This window comes from Saccharopolyspora shandongensis (genome assembly GCF_900106995.1).
Lineage (GTDB): Bacteria > Actinomycetota > Actinomycetes > Mycobacteriales > Pseudonocardiaceae > Saccharopolyspora > Saccharopolyspora shandongensis.
In genome coordinates, this window is record NZ_FNOK01000031.1 from 1 (window position 1) to 12960 (window position 12960).

At 68.3% G+C, this 12960-nt stretch carries 12 protein-coding genes; 7 read left to right on the forward strand and 5 right to left on the reverse strand.

Features of this window, described 5'->3' with window-relative positions:
• The coding region (locus BLW84_RS47735; RefSeq protein WP_093270895.1) for a hypothetical protein at nt 1–1501 on the forward strand (1501 nt) is incomplete at its 5' end.
• Between the two features lie 11 nt (nt 1502–1512).
• Here the strand turns inward: BLW84_RS47735 and BLW84_RS27485 are convergent.
• Nucleotides 1513–2340: a pentapeptide repeat-containing protein gene (locus BLW84_RS27485; RefSeq protein WP_177226719.1), complete on the reverse strand. Its 828-nt coding sequence runs from the start codon at nt 2338–2340 to the stop codon at nt 1513–1515.
• Between the two features lie 433 nt (nt 2341–2773).
• Here BLW84_RS27485 and BLW84_RS27490 point away from each other — a divergent pair, with 433 nt between their 5' ends.
• The 3 genes from BLW84_RS27490 (at nt 2774) to BLW84_RS27500 (ending at nt 5013) form a co-directional block, all read left to right on the forward strand.
• Nucleotides 2774–4087, forward strand: coding sequence for a hypothetical protein (locus tag BLW84_RS27490; protein ID WP_245761420.1), 1314 nt, complete (start codon nt 2774–2776; stop codon nt 4085–4087).
• A gap of 126 nt (nt 4088–4213) precedes the next feature.
• The gene (locus BLW84_RS27495; RefSeq protein WP_281247456.1) at nt 4214–4822 is read left to right on the forward strand and encodes a DUF5753 domain-containing protein; all 609 of its coding nucleotides are present in this window, start codon (nt 4214–4216) and stop codon (nt 4820–4822) included.
• The gene (locus tag BLW84_RS27500) at nt 4819–5013 is read left to right on the forward strand and encodes a DUF397 domain-containing protein (protein WP_093270903.1); all 195 of its coding nucleotides are present in this window, start codon (nt 4819–4821) and stop codon (nt 5011–5013) included. The genes BLW84_RS27495 and BLW84_RS27500 overlap by 4 nt, the downstream gene beginning before the upstream one ends.
• A 95-nt stretch (nt 5014–5108) precedes the next feature.
• Here BLW84_RS27500 and BLW84_RS47740 read toward each other — a convergent pair whose 3' ends face one another.
• A complete protein-coding gene (locus BLW84_RS47740; RefSeq protein WP_177226720.1) occupies nt 5109–5276 on the reverse strand; it encodes a hypothetical protein in 168 nt (55 codons plus the stop codon).
• Nucleotides 5277–5495: 219 nt separating this feature from the next.
• Between BLW84_RS47740 and BLW84_RS27505 the strand changes: the two genes are divergently transcribed.
• Entirely contained in the window at nt 5496–6710 is a 1215-nt protein-coding gene (locus BLW84_RS27505) for an acetyl-CoA C-acetyltransferase (RefSeq protein WP_093270906.1), read from the forward strand.
• Between the two features lie 14 nt (nt 6711–6724).
• Nucleotides 6725–8941, forward strand: coding sequence for a 3-hydroxyacyl-CoA dehydrogenase NAD-binding domain-containing protein (locus BLW84_RS27510; protein ID WP_093270909.1), 2217 nt, complete (start codon nt 6725–6727; stop codon nt 8939–8941).
• An 85-nt stretch (nt 8942–9026) separates the two neighbouring features.
• Here the strand turns inward: BLW84_RS27510 and BLW84_RS27515 are convergent, their stop codons facing one another.
• From BLW84_RS27515 to BLW84_RS27525, 3 genes are all read right to left on the reverse strand, one after another.
• Nucleotides 9027–9275, reverse strand: a complete 249-nt coding sequence (locus tag BLW84_RS27515; protein WP_245761421.1) for a hypothetical protein — start codon at nt 9273–9275, stop codon at nt 9027–9029.
• Between the two features lie 259 nt (nt 9276–9534).
• The gene (locus BLW84_RS27520) at nt 9535–10323 is read right to left on the reverse strand and encodes a hypothetical protein (RefSeq protein WP_093270914.1); all 789 of its coding nucleotides are present in this window, start codon (nt 10321–10323) and stop codon (nt 9535–9537) included.
• 381 nt (nt 10324–10704) lie between these two features.
• A complete protein-coding gene (locus tag BLW84_RS27525; RefSeq protein ID WP_245761422.1) occupies nt 10705–11316 on the reverse strand; it encodes a TetR/AcrR family transcriptional regulator in 612 nt (203 codons plus the stop codon).
• Between the two features lie 82 nt (nt 11317–11398).
• Here BLW84_RS27525 and BLW84_RS27530 point away from each other — a divergent pair, with 82 nt between their 5' ends.
• The gene (locus tag BLW84_RS27530) at nt 11399–12895 is read left to right on the forward strand and encodes a flavin-containing monooxygenase (protein ID WP_093270917.1); all 1497 of its coding nucleotides are present in this window, start codon (nt 11399–11401) and stop codon (nt 12893–12895) included.
• Nucleotides 12896–12960 lie beyond the last annotated feature (65 nt).

Consider the following 12960-nt stretch of genomic DNA (forward strand, 5'->3'; position numbering starts at 1 on the left):
GATGGCCGACGCAGGTGTCGGCGTCGGCGACTTTTTCGAGATCGTGGCTGGCGGCTCGGAAGACGCCGGGCTCGGCGTCGAGCACCTCGGCCAGCTCGTCGCCGGCGTGCTGCCGGAAGTCGGCGGCGTGCTGGTCGGTCTCACCGGGGTGTGGGCCGAGCACGGCGATGAGGTCGCCGACGTCGTTACCCGGATCATCGGCGTCATAGGCGACATGTCCGGCGGTGCGCTGCCGGTGATGTCCTCGGCCGTGGGTGTCGCGCTCGACGTGCTCTCGGGCGTGCTCAACGTCATCGAGCCGCTGTCGGGCGCGCTGGGGCCGCTGATCGGCATGTGGCTGTCGCTGGCGACCGCGATGCGCGGGATCCGCGCCGTGCGGGAAGTCGTCGCGGGGGCCGCCACGTCGATGATTCAGTTCAGCGACAACACACGTCGCGCCGCCGGCAGTGGCAGTCTGATGCAGACCGCCGGCCGCGGCATGCTCGGCGTGCTGGGCGGCCCGTTCGGCGTCGCGCTGGCCGCCGCAACGATCGGGCTCGCCCTGTTCGGGTCGGCCAGCCAGAGCGCGGAGGGCGACCAGCGGTCGTTGTCGTCGGCGCTGCGGGATTCCGCCGGGGCGTTCGACTCCAATGCCCGCTCGGCCATCATGCAGTCCGAGCAGTACCAGTCCATTGCCGGATCGGTCGAGGCGGCCGGGCTGTCCCACCAGGAGTACATCGACGCTCTGATCAGCGGCGGCCCCGCGCTCGATGGTGTGCGTGCCAAGCTGCAAGGGCAGGTGCAAGCGGCCTACGAGGCACAGGGCAGTTTCACCGGGGTGTCCGGGTCCTTGCGGGAGCAGTCCGACGCGTCAACGGATTTGCTGCTGGCCACCGACGGACTGCGCGGCACCATCGTGGGCGCGATCGACGATCAGCGGCAGTACACCGATGCGGTGTACGGCGCGGACTCGGCGATGAGCCGAGCGGTTCCCGGCGCGGACTCGCTACGCGAGGCGATCAACACGCTGAAGAACTCGACTGCGGACACCGCCGACCGCGTCGACGCGCTCAACGCCGCCTGGCAACAACTGTTCGGCGTGCAAATCTCGATGGACGAGGCCACCGCCCGGTTCGAAGAGGGCCTTGACAACCTGCGGGAATCCCTCGACAGCGTCCGCGGTGGCACAGCCGGCTGGCAGGCGGCACTGTTCGCCGCCGACGGACAGATCAATCTGACCACCGAGGAAGGTCGGGAGCTGCACGACAACCTTGTGCAGCAGGGCGACCAGTACCGGACGTTGGCGCAGACCGCCTACGACACGGCATTGCGCCAGGGGCAGTCGCAGCAGCAGGCCGCCGCAGCGGCGGTGTCCGCCTCGGAGCAGCGCCGCGGGCAGTTCATCGCCGAGGCGATGCAGATGGGGTTCACCGCCGATCAGGCGCGTGCGCTCGCAGACCGGTATTTCGGCATCCCTCGCGGCAGTTTCACCTCGACAACCGCTCTGGAGGAATGCCTCTAACATCGGCACTGTCAGGGGCGACTGTAACCAATTGGCCCTATGTAAGCCCTGCCGAGGTCGACGTCGCGGAGGTCGGCGTCGCTGAGGTCGGCGCGGCCGAGGTTGACGCCTCGGAGTCTGATGTTGGTAAGGCGGGCGCCGCCGAGGTTGACGTCGCGGAGGTCGGTGTCCATGAGGGAGGCGTCGCGGAGGTTGGCGCGGCGGAGGTCGGCGCCGCGGAGGTCAGCGACGAATGCCACAAGCTCGGTGAGCACAGCCTGCTGAAGGCAGGCATCAGTGAAATCGATACGACTTCCCGGGTCGTCCCAGGCAGAATTGCGCCGGATCAGAACGGTCAGTGCCGTCTGCGCATCAGCAGACACTGCTTGATTTGGGCAGCTACCTTGTGGATCTCGGAGAGCTTTGGTGTTTTCCCGGACAAAGGTGGTCAACACGTTGACCGCGGTGGGGTGATCGGGTTCTGAGTCGCGGGCGATGCGTTCCAAGGAGTAGATGCCGCCGATGCGGACTTCGAGGTTGTCGGGGGTGCCCAGTTGCTCGACGGCTTTGCTGAACCGCTCGGTGATCTGCTGTTGCTGGAGGTTGACGCTTTGGCTGCGAGTCGATTCCAATGCGCTTTGAGAAGCGATGTACTGCGGTATGGCCAACGCCAGCGTGGCCAGCACCGCGCCCAGCGTCAGGATCTGGGTCAGGTCGAGTCGGCGCCGTGGCTGGGCTTTACCAGCCGGGGATGAACGTGGCCTACGGCGGGTTTTGGTGCCCGCAGGATGGCGTAGCCCCAACTTGACCACACGCTGACGCGACGCACCCCGAGGACGACGATCGATCAGGACATCCACCGTGCCAGCACCACTTCGGCCAGTGCAGCCGTTTCGCGATGATTCCCGCATTGTTCTGAAAGCAGACGCAGCACCGGTCCACGCTGCTGCGCTGCGTTGAGCCGCAGCTGCCTGCCCCAATTGCGCGGGTGCTGCCCGGCTCGGCCCGCCCGCCGACCTACACCCACTCCAGACCTCGCCGCCGGGGCACCATCCCCGACACGACTCGATGCGCAAAACATCTCCGGAATCGAGCCGGGCGTCTCTCTGCCGGAATCGCCGGAAGCCCCGCGGAGTGCTCGCATGCGCAGCGGCCGAAGGTTCAGACCTGTCGGACAAAAAGCGCGAAGGACTCGAATCGGTAACACCCGGCAACGTTTCCCTTCTCACCGGCGATCACCAGGTGACCTGACTGAAAGGGTTACGAGTGAACGTCAAACGTCTCGTTGCGGCAGTGGCCGCCACGACAGCCGTACTCGGCTTGGCCGCGACCGCCCCGGCGATCGCACAGCCCGAGGAACCGACCACCGCAGCCACCACGACCGCGCCGGAAGCACCGGCCACCAGCGAAGAGGCGCCCTCCGACGCCTCGGGAGCGGCCGAAAGGGCCACCACCGCGGAGGAAACGGCGACATCGGAACCCGCCACCACCCCGGCGGAGCCCACCCCCGGCACCACTGCCGCGGAACCGGCCACGTCTTCGGCGGAACCGACCACCGCAGCGGCAGCACCCGGTGACGGCGAGATCCAGCGGCGCTACGACTCGCTCACCCCGGCCATGCGCACCGAGGTTGGCAACCCGGTGGGCGCCGAGGTCGTAGCGGGCGATGCCCTTCGCTGGCAGGACTTCACCAACGCCCGCTTCTACTGGACGCCCGACACCGGGGTGACCATCGTCCAGGGCCAGATCTTCCAGCGGTACCTGGACTTCGGCGCGCACGAAGGCCTCGGCGTGCCGGTCACCGACGAGCTGAGCTCCGCCGGCGGCACCAGCCGCTATAGCGACTTCGTCTTCCGGGACGCGACCGGCGAATACCCCTCCACGATCTACTGGTCCACCCGGACCGGGGCGCACCTGGTCGTGGAGGCCCTGCGCGATCACTACCGCGCGCTCGGCGAGGACCGCTTCGGATACGTCGCCACGGACAGCTACCCGACACCGGACGAGCGCGCCGCCTACAACCACTTCGTCACGCCGCAGGGCCACGGCGCCTCGATCTACTGGAGCGAATTCGGGATCGCCTCGGTCAAGGGCGCGATCCGGGACAAGTGGGCCGCAACCGGCTGGGAGCGCGGCCCGTTGGGCTACCCGATCAGCGACGAACTGGACGCCGGGGACGGCGTCGGCAAGTACAACGAGTTCTCGGGTGACGGGCAGCTGCTCGCCGGGATCGTGTGGAGCCCGCAGAACGGGGCGCACTCGCTGCAGGGCGTGATCGCGCAGCGCTACGTCGAACTGGGCGGCCCCACCGGCATCCTCGGCTACCCGACCACGGACGAGCTGGGCACGCCGGACGGGCGAGGCCGGTACAACCACTTCACCGGCACCGGTGGGGCGTCGATCTACTGGACGTCGCAGACCGGGGCACACGAGGTGTACGGCGGAATCCGGGTTCGCTGGTCGCAGCTGGGCTGGGAGCGTTCCTACCTGGGCTACCCGATGACCGGCGAGCACGACATCCCGCAGGGTCGGGCGAGCGAGTTCGAGCACGGCTTCGTCGAATGGCACCGCGACACCGGCGCGGTGGTGGACTTCCCGAAGAACTGAGCACGCGGGGGCGTCCGGTGGGCGCGGGCCCACCGGACTTCCGCCGGACACGGCGAACGAACCCGAGGGGCGGCACCGCGCCGCCTGAACCAACGCGCCCCGCTCGACGAACTGTCCGAGCTGCGTATCAGCAAAGCCGCGTGGCGGGCGCAGCTCCGCGCCGGCCACCGCGCACGGCAGCAACAGAGCTTCGACAACGAACACGCCGCGACCCGCATCCGCAACGTCGAATTCGGCGTCGTGCCTGGCCTGCTCCAGGCTGCGGACTACGCACGCGCCGTGTTCCGCATCCAAGCCGAACTCCTCCAGGCGCCGGACTCGGACATCGAGGCGTCGGTGCGAGTCCGTCTACAGCGGCAACAAGTGCTCTACCAGGGCAAAGAAATCGAGCTCATCGTGTCCCAGCACGCTCTACAACACCCGGTAGCGCCGCCCGATGCCATGCTTGGGCAGCTCGACCGGCTCGTGTCCGCCGTCGACATCCCCGGCCTGCGGTTCGGTGTGCTACCCGCGTTCCGGCGACTGCCCAACATCACAATGAACGGCTTCACCATGTTCGACGACCTGGTCCAGGTCGAGCACGTCTCCGCCGAACTCACCATCGACGACCCCGAACAGGTCGCCATCTACCACCGGCTCATGGACCGCCTATGGCTGGTGGCGTGCGAGGGCGACGAAGCCCGCGCCATCCTGCACCAGCTCGCCGCCGAGTACCGACACCAGACCGAAGGATGACCGCCGTGACCATCGACGGGTGGCGCAAGTCCAGCCACAGCGGAACCCACAACTGCATCGAGGTCGGTCGCCTTGGCCACAACGCCGCGGTGCGCGACACCAAGGACCGTGACGGCGGTCTGCTCAGCTTCGCCAGTGAGCGCTGGTCAGACTTCCTCGCCGCGGTGAAGGTGGACAAGTTCAACGCCTGAACCACGACACCGCGAACAGCCCCGGCATTCCTGCTGCCGGGGGCTGTCCCATTCCGAACACTGCTCGGTCAGCGTGCGAGCTCTGGCCGATCGGCTCAGGTAGACGTCGCCCGGACGGTCCGCTCTTGCGGCAACCGGACTTCGAGATAACGACGGACCCCGAACCCGTTCCGCATCGGGTAGTCGCGGTCTCCGCCGACCACGTCCAGCACGGTCGCCAACGCGGCCTGGATCGCCACGGCCTCTTCCGGGCTGCCGACCATGATCCTTACTCGCGCGTCATCGGATCACCTCGCCTGACTCAAGGTGGTAGGACTGGAAGCAAGCGCCTGGAGGCCTGCTCAGGTGCTCGTGAAGCATGCTTGCCCCATATCTGCCCCATAGGAGAGGGCAAACGGGCAGGTTAAGAGCATCTTGACTGTGACAGTGCTGGTGTCACACTCTAGGTGGAGCACCTGCCGCAACGAGGAGGCACGCCACACATGTCCGAGGCGTTCGTCTACGACGCGATCCGCACACCACGCGGTCGCGGCAAGAAAACCGGGTCGCTACACGGGGTGAAGCCGATCAGCCTGGTGGTGGGCCTGATCCAGGAGCTGCAGCGCCGCCACCCGGACCTGGATCCCGCGCTGATCGACGACGTCGTGCTCGGCGTGGTCTCGCCCGTCGCCGACCAGGGCGGCGACATCGCCAAGACCGCCGCGCTGGCCGCGGGCCTGCCCGACACCGTCAGCGGTGTGCAGCTCAACCGCTTCTGCGCGTCCGGCCTGGAGGCCGTCAACATCGCCGCCCAGAAGGTGCGGTCCGGCTGGGAGGACGCCGTGCTCGCCGGCGGCGTCGAATCCATGTCCCGGGTATCGATGGGCTCCGACGGCGGAGCCTGGGCGATGGACCCCGAAACGAACTTCGCCACCTCCTTCGTGCCGCAGGGCATCGGCGCCGACCTGATCGCCACCATCGAAGGCTTCGACAGGTCCACTGTGGACGCCTATGCCGCCGAGTCGCAGACCCGCGCAGCCAAGGCCTGGGCCGACGGCCGCTTCGCCCGCTCCGTGGTTCCGGTGACCGACCGCAACGGCGTCACCGTCCTCGACCGTGACGAACACATCCGCGCCAACACCACGGTCGACGGCCTCGGCGGCCTGAAGTCGTCCTTCGCCGACATCGGCGAACTCGGCGGCTTCGACGCCGTCGCGCTGCAGAAGTACCACTGGGTGGAGCGCATCGACCACGTCCACACAGCCGGCAACTCCTCCGGCATCGTCGACGGCGCCGCGCTGGCGCTGATCGGCAGCGAATCCCTCGGCGAGCGCACCGGGCTGCGCCCCCGCGCCCGCATCGTCGCCGCGGCGCTCAGCGGCGCCGACCCGACGATCATGCTGACCGGCCCCGGCCCGGCGGTCCGCAAGGCGCTGGCCAAGGCCGACCTGAGCATCGACCAGATCGACCTGATCGAGATCAACGAGGCCTTCGCCGCGGTCCCGCTGAAGTTCATGAAGGAATTCGGCGTCGCCCACGACAAGGTCAACGTCAACGGCGGGGCCATCGCGATGGGCCACCCGCTGGGCGCCACCGGGGCGATGATCCTGGGCACCCTCATCGATGAGCTGGAACGCCGCAACCAGCGCTACGGCCTGGCCACGCTGTGCATCGGCGGCGGCATGGGGATCGCGACTGTCGTCGAACGGATCGGCTGAAGGACACATCACACATGAGCGAGCAGAACACCATCCGCTGGGAGTCCGACGCCGACGGCATCGTCGTGCTGACCCTGGACGACCCGCAGCAGCAGGCCAACACCATGAACGAGCGCTACCAGCGCTCCATGGACGAAACCCTGCAGCGTCTGGAAGCCGAACGCGACAACATCACCGGTGTCGTCATCACCTCCGCGAAGAGCACCTTCTTCGCCGGCGGTGACCTGCGCGAGCTGGTCCAGGCCCGCCCCGGCGACGCCGAACGGGTCGCCGAAACCACCACCGGCGTCAAGCGTCAGCTCCGCCGCCTCGAAACCCTCGGCGTGCCGGTGGTCGCCGCGCTCAACGGCACCGCCCTCGGCGGCGGCCTGGAGATCGCGCTGGCCTGCCACCACCGCATCGCGCTGAAGGACCCCAAGGCCCGCTTCGGTTTCCCCGAGGTCACCCTCGGCCTGCTGCCCGGCGCCGGCGGCGTGGTCCGCACGGTCCGCCTGCTGGGCATCGCCGACGCCCTGCTGAACGTGCTGCTGCAGGGCCAGCGGCTGCGCCCGGAGAAGGCCGCGGAGATCGGCATCGTCGACGAGCTCGTCGACACGCCGGAGCAGCTGATCGCGGCCGCCAAGGACTGGATCAAGGCCAACCCCGAGGCGGCCCAGCCCTGGGACCGGCCGGGGCACAAGATTCCCGGTGGCACGCCGTCGAACCCGAAGTTCGCCGCCAACCTCCCGGCGTTCCCCGCCAACCTCCGCAAGCAGCTCAAGGGCGCGCCGCTGCCCGCCCCGCGCAACATCCTCGCCGCCGCGGTGGAAGGCGCGCAGGTCGACTTCGACACCGCGCTCGCCGTCGAGGGCCGCTACTTCGTGGAGCTGGTCTGCGGCCAGACCGCCAAGAACATGAGCAAGGCGTTCTTCTTCGACCTCCAGCACATCAACTCCGGCGGCAGCCGCCCGGCCGGTGAACCCGAATGGCACGCGAAGAAGGTCGCGGTGCTCGGCGGCGGCATGATGGGCGCGGGCATCGCCTACGTGTGCGCCAAGGCGGGCATGCAGGTCGTGCTCAAGGACATCTCGCTCGCGGCGGCCGAGAAGGGCAAGGACTACTCGGCGAAGCTGCTGGAGAAGGCCATCGCCAAGGGCCGCTCGACGCAGGCCAAGGCGGACGAGCTGCTGGCCCGGATCACGCCCACCGACCAGGTCGACCCGCTGACCGGCTGCGACCTGGTCATCGAGGCCGTCTTCGAGGACCCGAAGATCAAGCACCAGGTGTACTCGGAGGTGCAGGACGTCATCGACGGCGACGCCCTGATCGCCTCCAACACCTCCACGCTGCCGATCACCGACCTCGCCGAGGGCGTGCGCCGCCGCGAGGACTTCATCGGCCTGCACTTCTTCTCCCCGGTCGACAAGATGCCCCTGGTCGAGATCATCTGCGGCGAGCACACCAGCGACCGGGCCCTGGCGCGCGCGTTCGACGTGGTGCAGCAGATCAACAAGACGCCGATCGTGGTCAACGACAGCCGCGGCTTCTTCACCAGCCGCGTCATCGGCACGTTCGTCAACGAGGGCGTCTCGATGCTCGCCGAAGGCGTGCACCCGGCGTCCATCGAGCAGGCCTCCGCGCAGGCCGGATTCCCGGCGCCCGTCCTGCAGCTGTTCGACGAGCTGACCTTGACGCTGCCGCGCAAGATCCGCGACGAGACCAGGCGCGCCGTCGAGGCCGCCGGCGGGACGTGGACGCCGCACCCGGCCGAACTGGTGCTGGACCGCATGGTCGACGAGTTCGACCGCAAGGGCCGCTCCAGCGGCGCCGGCTTCTACGACTACGTCGACGGCAAGCGGGTCGGGCTGTGGCCGGGACTGGCCGAGCACTTCGGTGCGGCCGAGCGGGATCCGTCCGAGGTGAGCCTGACCGACCTCAAGGAGCGGATGCTGTTCGTGGAGGCGCTGGAAACCGTCAAATGCCTCGACGAGGGCGTGCTGCGGTCGGTGCCGGACGCCAACATCGGCTCGATCTTCGGCATCGGGTTCCCCGCCTGGACCGGTGGAGTCGTGCAGTACATGAACGGCTACCCGGGCGGGCTGGCCGGATTCGTCGCCCGCTGCCGGGAGCTGGCGGAACGCTACGGCGAGCGGTTCGAGCCGCCGGGCTCGCTGGTCCGCCGCGCTGAGGCGGGGGAGCCGTTCGACCTCGGCGAACCCGATGGGGGCATCGTCGCCGCCACGGCGGCGTGACGCGCGAGGCTTCGTAGCCGCCGAACTCGCGGATGCAAGAGGCGCCGGGCCAACGCGGGCCCGGCGCCTCTTCCGCTGGTCGTGATCAGCGCTTGGGGTGGTCGACGATCGGCGCGTTGACGCAGTTGTTGATCTGCGGCGACAGGATCGGGACCACGAGGGCGGCGACGGCAACGTTGTTGCCGCACAACTGCACCGGAACGGCGCTGACGTTGTTGTCGTCCAGCAGGTTGATGCCGTTGTTGTTCGCGCTGTCGGCGAAGGCCGGGGAGGCGATGGCCATCATCGCAGCGGCGGCTGCGGCAACACCAGCAATACGAGCACCGGTACGCACTGTGCTTCTCCTTAGGTGACTGAACATTTCGGGTTCATCCCTTGCGGCGACCGGGAAAACGCGGGATCATGCCCCGTGCAACGGCGACCGCGCGGCAGAGTTTGCCCATGCCCGCAGGCGAAGTCGAACCGCTCCGGGCGTGTTCCGGCAATTTCCCACGATGGAGTGAGCGATCCACTGTGGAGCGTTACTGGTCCGTTGTCCGGAAACGAAAAAGTGGCCCCGGAACGATGTCCGGGACCACTTGATCCGATCGCAATCAGCGCAGCGCGCGGGCCACGTCGCCGACCGACGGGAGCTGGCCGGTGATCCGGTGCACCGGAGCCTTCGGGAGGCTGCCGGTGACCTGCTGCGCGACGTCCGTCGCGCCGCCGTCGAGCTCCGACGCAACCTGGGTCTTCTCGATCGCGGGCACCAGCTTCTCGGGCTGTGGCAGGGCGACCTGCTCGCCGGAGTTCTGCAGCAGATTGCGCTGCAGAGCGGAGGCGGCTGCGCCGACCGGGTTGGCCAGCGGTTCCGTCGCGTAGCCCTGGGCCGCGGTCAGGTCGACCGCGGTGTCCAGCGTGGACATGCCCTGGTGTCCGGGCTCGCGCGGCCCCACCTCGGTGTCCAGCAACGTGGCTCCCGGAATGCGTTCGGAGGCCACGCCGAGGTGGTCCGGGGCCACCGAACCGCCGATGGTCGGGCGGGTCTTCGTCATCTGCGCGACGCGGGTGGTCTCGGCGAAGACGTGGCCGAGCACCTGGTTCGGCTTGCCGGGCGCGAGCACCGGGCGGCCGTCCCGCAGCTCCCCGCCGATCCCGCGGGCGGTGGTGGTGATGTCCGCGCCCACCTTCTTCACCATGTTCGGGGTGTTCGCGTACACCTGAGTGTCCGCGCACGGCGCCTTCGTCGGGCTGTACCCGGGGCCGTTCTGCAACTGGCAGGTGTTCAACGGGGCGCGGACCCCGATGTTGTCCGGAAAGGACGACAGGTCCGGCTTCGGGAGGTCGATGCTCTCCGCAGCAGCGGCGGCACCGGTTCCGACTGCGGCGAACCCCGCGGCCACAACGGCTGCCTTTACTGTGCGCGTGGTCCAGGGGCGCAAGATTTGTTCTCCTTGGGTCGGGCGTGTTGGCACGGCTGACTCGGTATCGGAGAACGTCCGGTCGATCTTGACTCCCAACTCCCGATCATCGCCCGAACGAGTGAAATTCGGGAGGCGCGGCCCGCTGCTCAGGTCAGCGCCTCGGCCCCTGTTGTCCGGCACTCGCGATCTCGCGCCGACAACACCGCGCGCGGTGCTCCGGCTTGGGGACGGATGACAGGAAGGTTCCCATGCTCCAAAGGCGCAGCCCTGCGACAGGCGTGGAGTGACAGGAAGGTTCCCATGCTGCAACCAGCGCCCCGAGGCCTGTCGGTGGCTGGGGCGCCTCGCGGGCGGGTGGAGTCAGGGGGCCGGGGTGAGGCTCGGAGCGAACAGGGCCATCAGGTGCCCGGTGGCTTGTTCGGCGGTGATCTCCGGGCGGCGGTCCCGCCACAGGGCGAGGCGTTCGCAGGCGCCGATGATCGCCTCCGCGAACGCCTCCAGCTGCACCGGATCGAGGTCGGGGCGCGCGGCGCTCATCAGCCCCGAGGTGAATTCCATCTGCTGCATGCGGATCGATTCCAGCTCGCTGCTCACCGATGAGCTCGGCACCGCGGACTCGTTGCGCAGCAGCGCCCAGGCCTGGGCGTGGTCGTCGCTGAACTTGAAGAAGGCCAGCAGGCAGTCGTGCAGCAGTTGCTCGGGGGTGGCCGCGCCGGCCGCCGCGACCGTGGTCGCTTCCAGCAGTTCGCGCTTGGCTCGTTGCAGGCAGGCGAGCAGCAGTCCTTCCTTGGAGCCGAAGTACTCGTAGAGCATCGGCTTGGACAGTCCGACCCGTGCCGCGATGTCGTCCATGGACGTGCCCTGGTAGCCGTCCGCCGCGAACACCTGCTCGGCGACGGCGAGGATCTGGCGTTCCCGCTCGGCTCGGGGCATCCGCTTGCGTCCGGTGGTCGGTGCCTGCTGCGTCTCCACGGAAAGCACCCTACCGCAAGTAACCTACTCGTAGTAAGCTACTGCTGGGTAGTCAGTCGTTCCGGTGTCCGAGGAGGGCCTGATGGTGCAACGGCAAACGCGGGACCAGCGCAAATACCGGACTTCGGTGATCATCGTCGGGACCGGTTTCTCCGGGCTCGGAATGGCGATCCGGCTCAAGTGGGCCGGGATCAGCGACTTCATCGTGCTGGAGAAGGCTGCCGACCTCGGCGGCACCTGGCGGGACAACACCTACCCGGGCTGCGCCTGCGACGTGCCGTCCCTGATGTACTCGTTCTCCTTCGAGCAGAACTCGTCCTGGTCCCGGATGTTCGCCAGGCAGGGCGAGATCTCCGACTACCTGCAGCACTGCGCGGACAAGTACCGGGTCCGCGACCACATCCACTACGGCGTCGAATTCACCGGCGCCGAGTACGACGAGGACGCCAACACCTGGACCGTGTCCACTGCGGACGGAACCGAGTACGTGGGCCGCGCGCTGGTGTCCGGCGTCGGCGCATTACACATCCCGAGCTACCCGGAACTGCCCGGCGTGGAAGGTTTCGAGGGCGAGGTGTTCCACTCCGCGGAGTGGAACCACGACTTCGGCCTGGCGGGCAAGCGGGTCGCGGTGATCGGCACCGGGGCGAGCGCCATCCAGTTCGTGCCGCGCATCGCCAAGGAAGTGGCTCGACTGCACCTGTTTCAGCGCACCCCGCCGTGGATCCAGCCCAAGCCCGACCGGCCCATCCCGGAGTCGGTGCAGCGCCTGTTCCGCAACGTCCCGCTGCTCCAGCGGGCCGCCCGCGCGGCGCTGTACTGGACCCTCGAAGCGCGCTACTTCGCGGTGTTCAACCGCCGCCTCGGCAAGCTTGCCGAGCAGCTGTCCAAGCGGTACATCCGCAAGGCCGTCAAGGACCCGAAGGTGCGCGCCGCGGTGACCCCGGACTACGCCATGGGCTGCAAGCGGATCCTGCTCTCCAGCGACTACTACCCGGCGCTCAACAGGTCCAATGTGGACCTCGTGACCAGCGGGGTGGCCGAGGTCCGGTCGCGATCCGTGGTCACCGGCGACGGCGAGGAGCACGAGGTCGACGCGATCATCTACGGCACCGGCTTCCACGTCACCGACGCGTTCGACCACCTGAGCATCGTCGGCCGCGACGGGCGCAAGCTGCAGGACGCCTGGCGCAACGGGATGGAGGCCTACCTCGGCATGACCGTCTCCGGCTTCCCGAACCTGTTCTTCCTGCTGGGGCCCAACACCGGGCTCGGGCACAACTCCGTGGTGTTCATGATCGAATCGCAGATCAACTACGTGCTCAGCTGCCTGCGGCCGATCTGCCGCGACGAGGTCGGGCAGATCGACGTGCGGAAGTCGGTGCAGGACGCCTTCAACGCCGAGATCCAGTCCGAACTGGCCGACGAGGTGTGGTCGGCCGGAGGGTGCCGGAGCTGGTACCTCGACGAGAACGGCGTCAACCGCACGATCTGGCCCGGATTCACCTGGAAGTACTGGCAGCGCACCCGGAAGGCCGACATGGCGGACTACGAGACGACCGCAGGCCAATCCCGTTGAAGCTTCGCACGGGCGTTCGATATAGTGGTGCCGTCACTGTCTAACAGCCCCGAAGGGGCTCACCC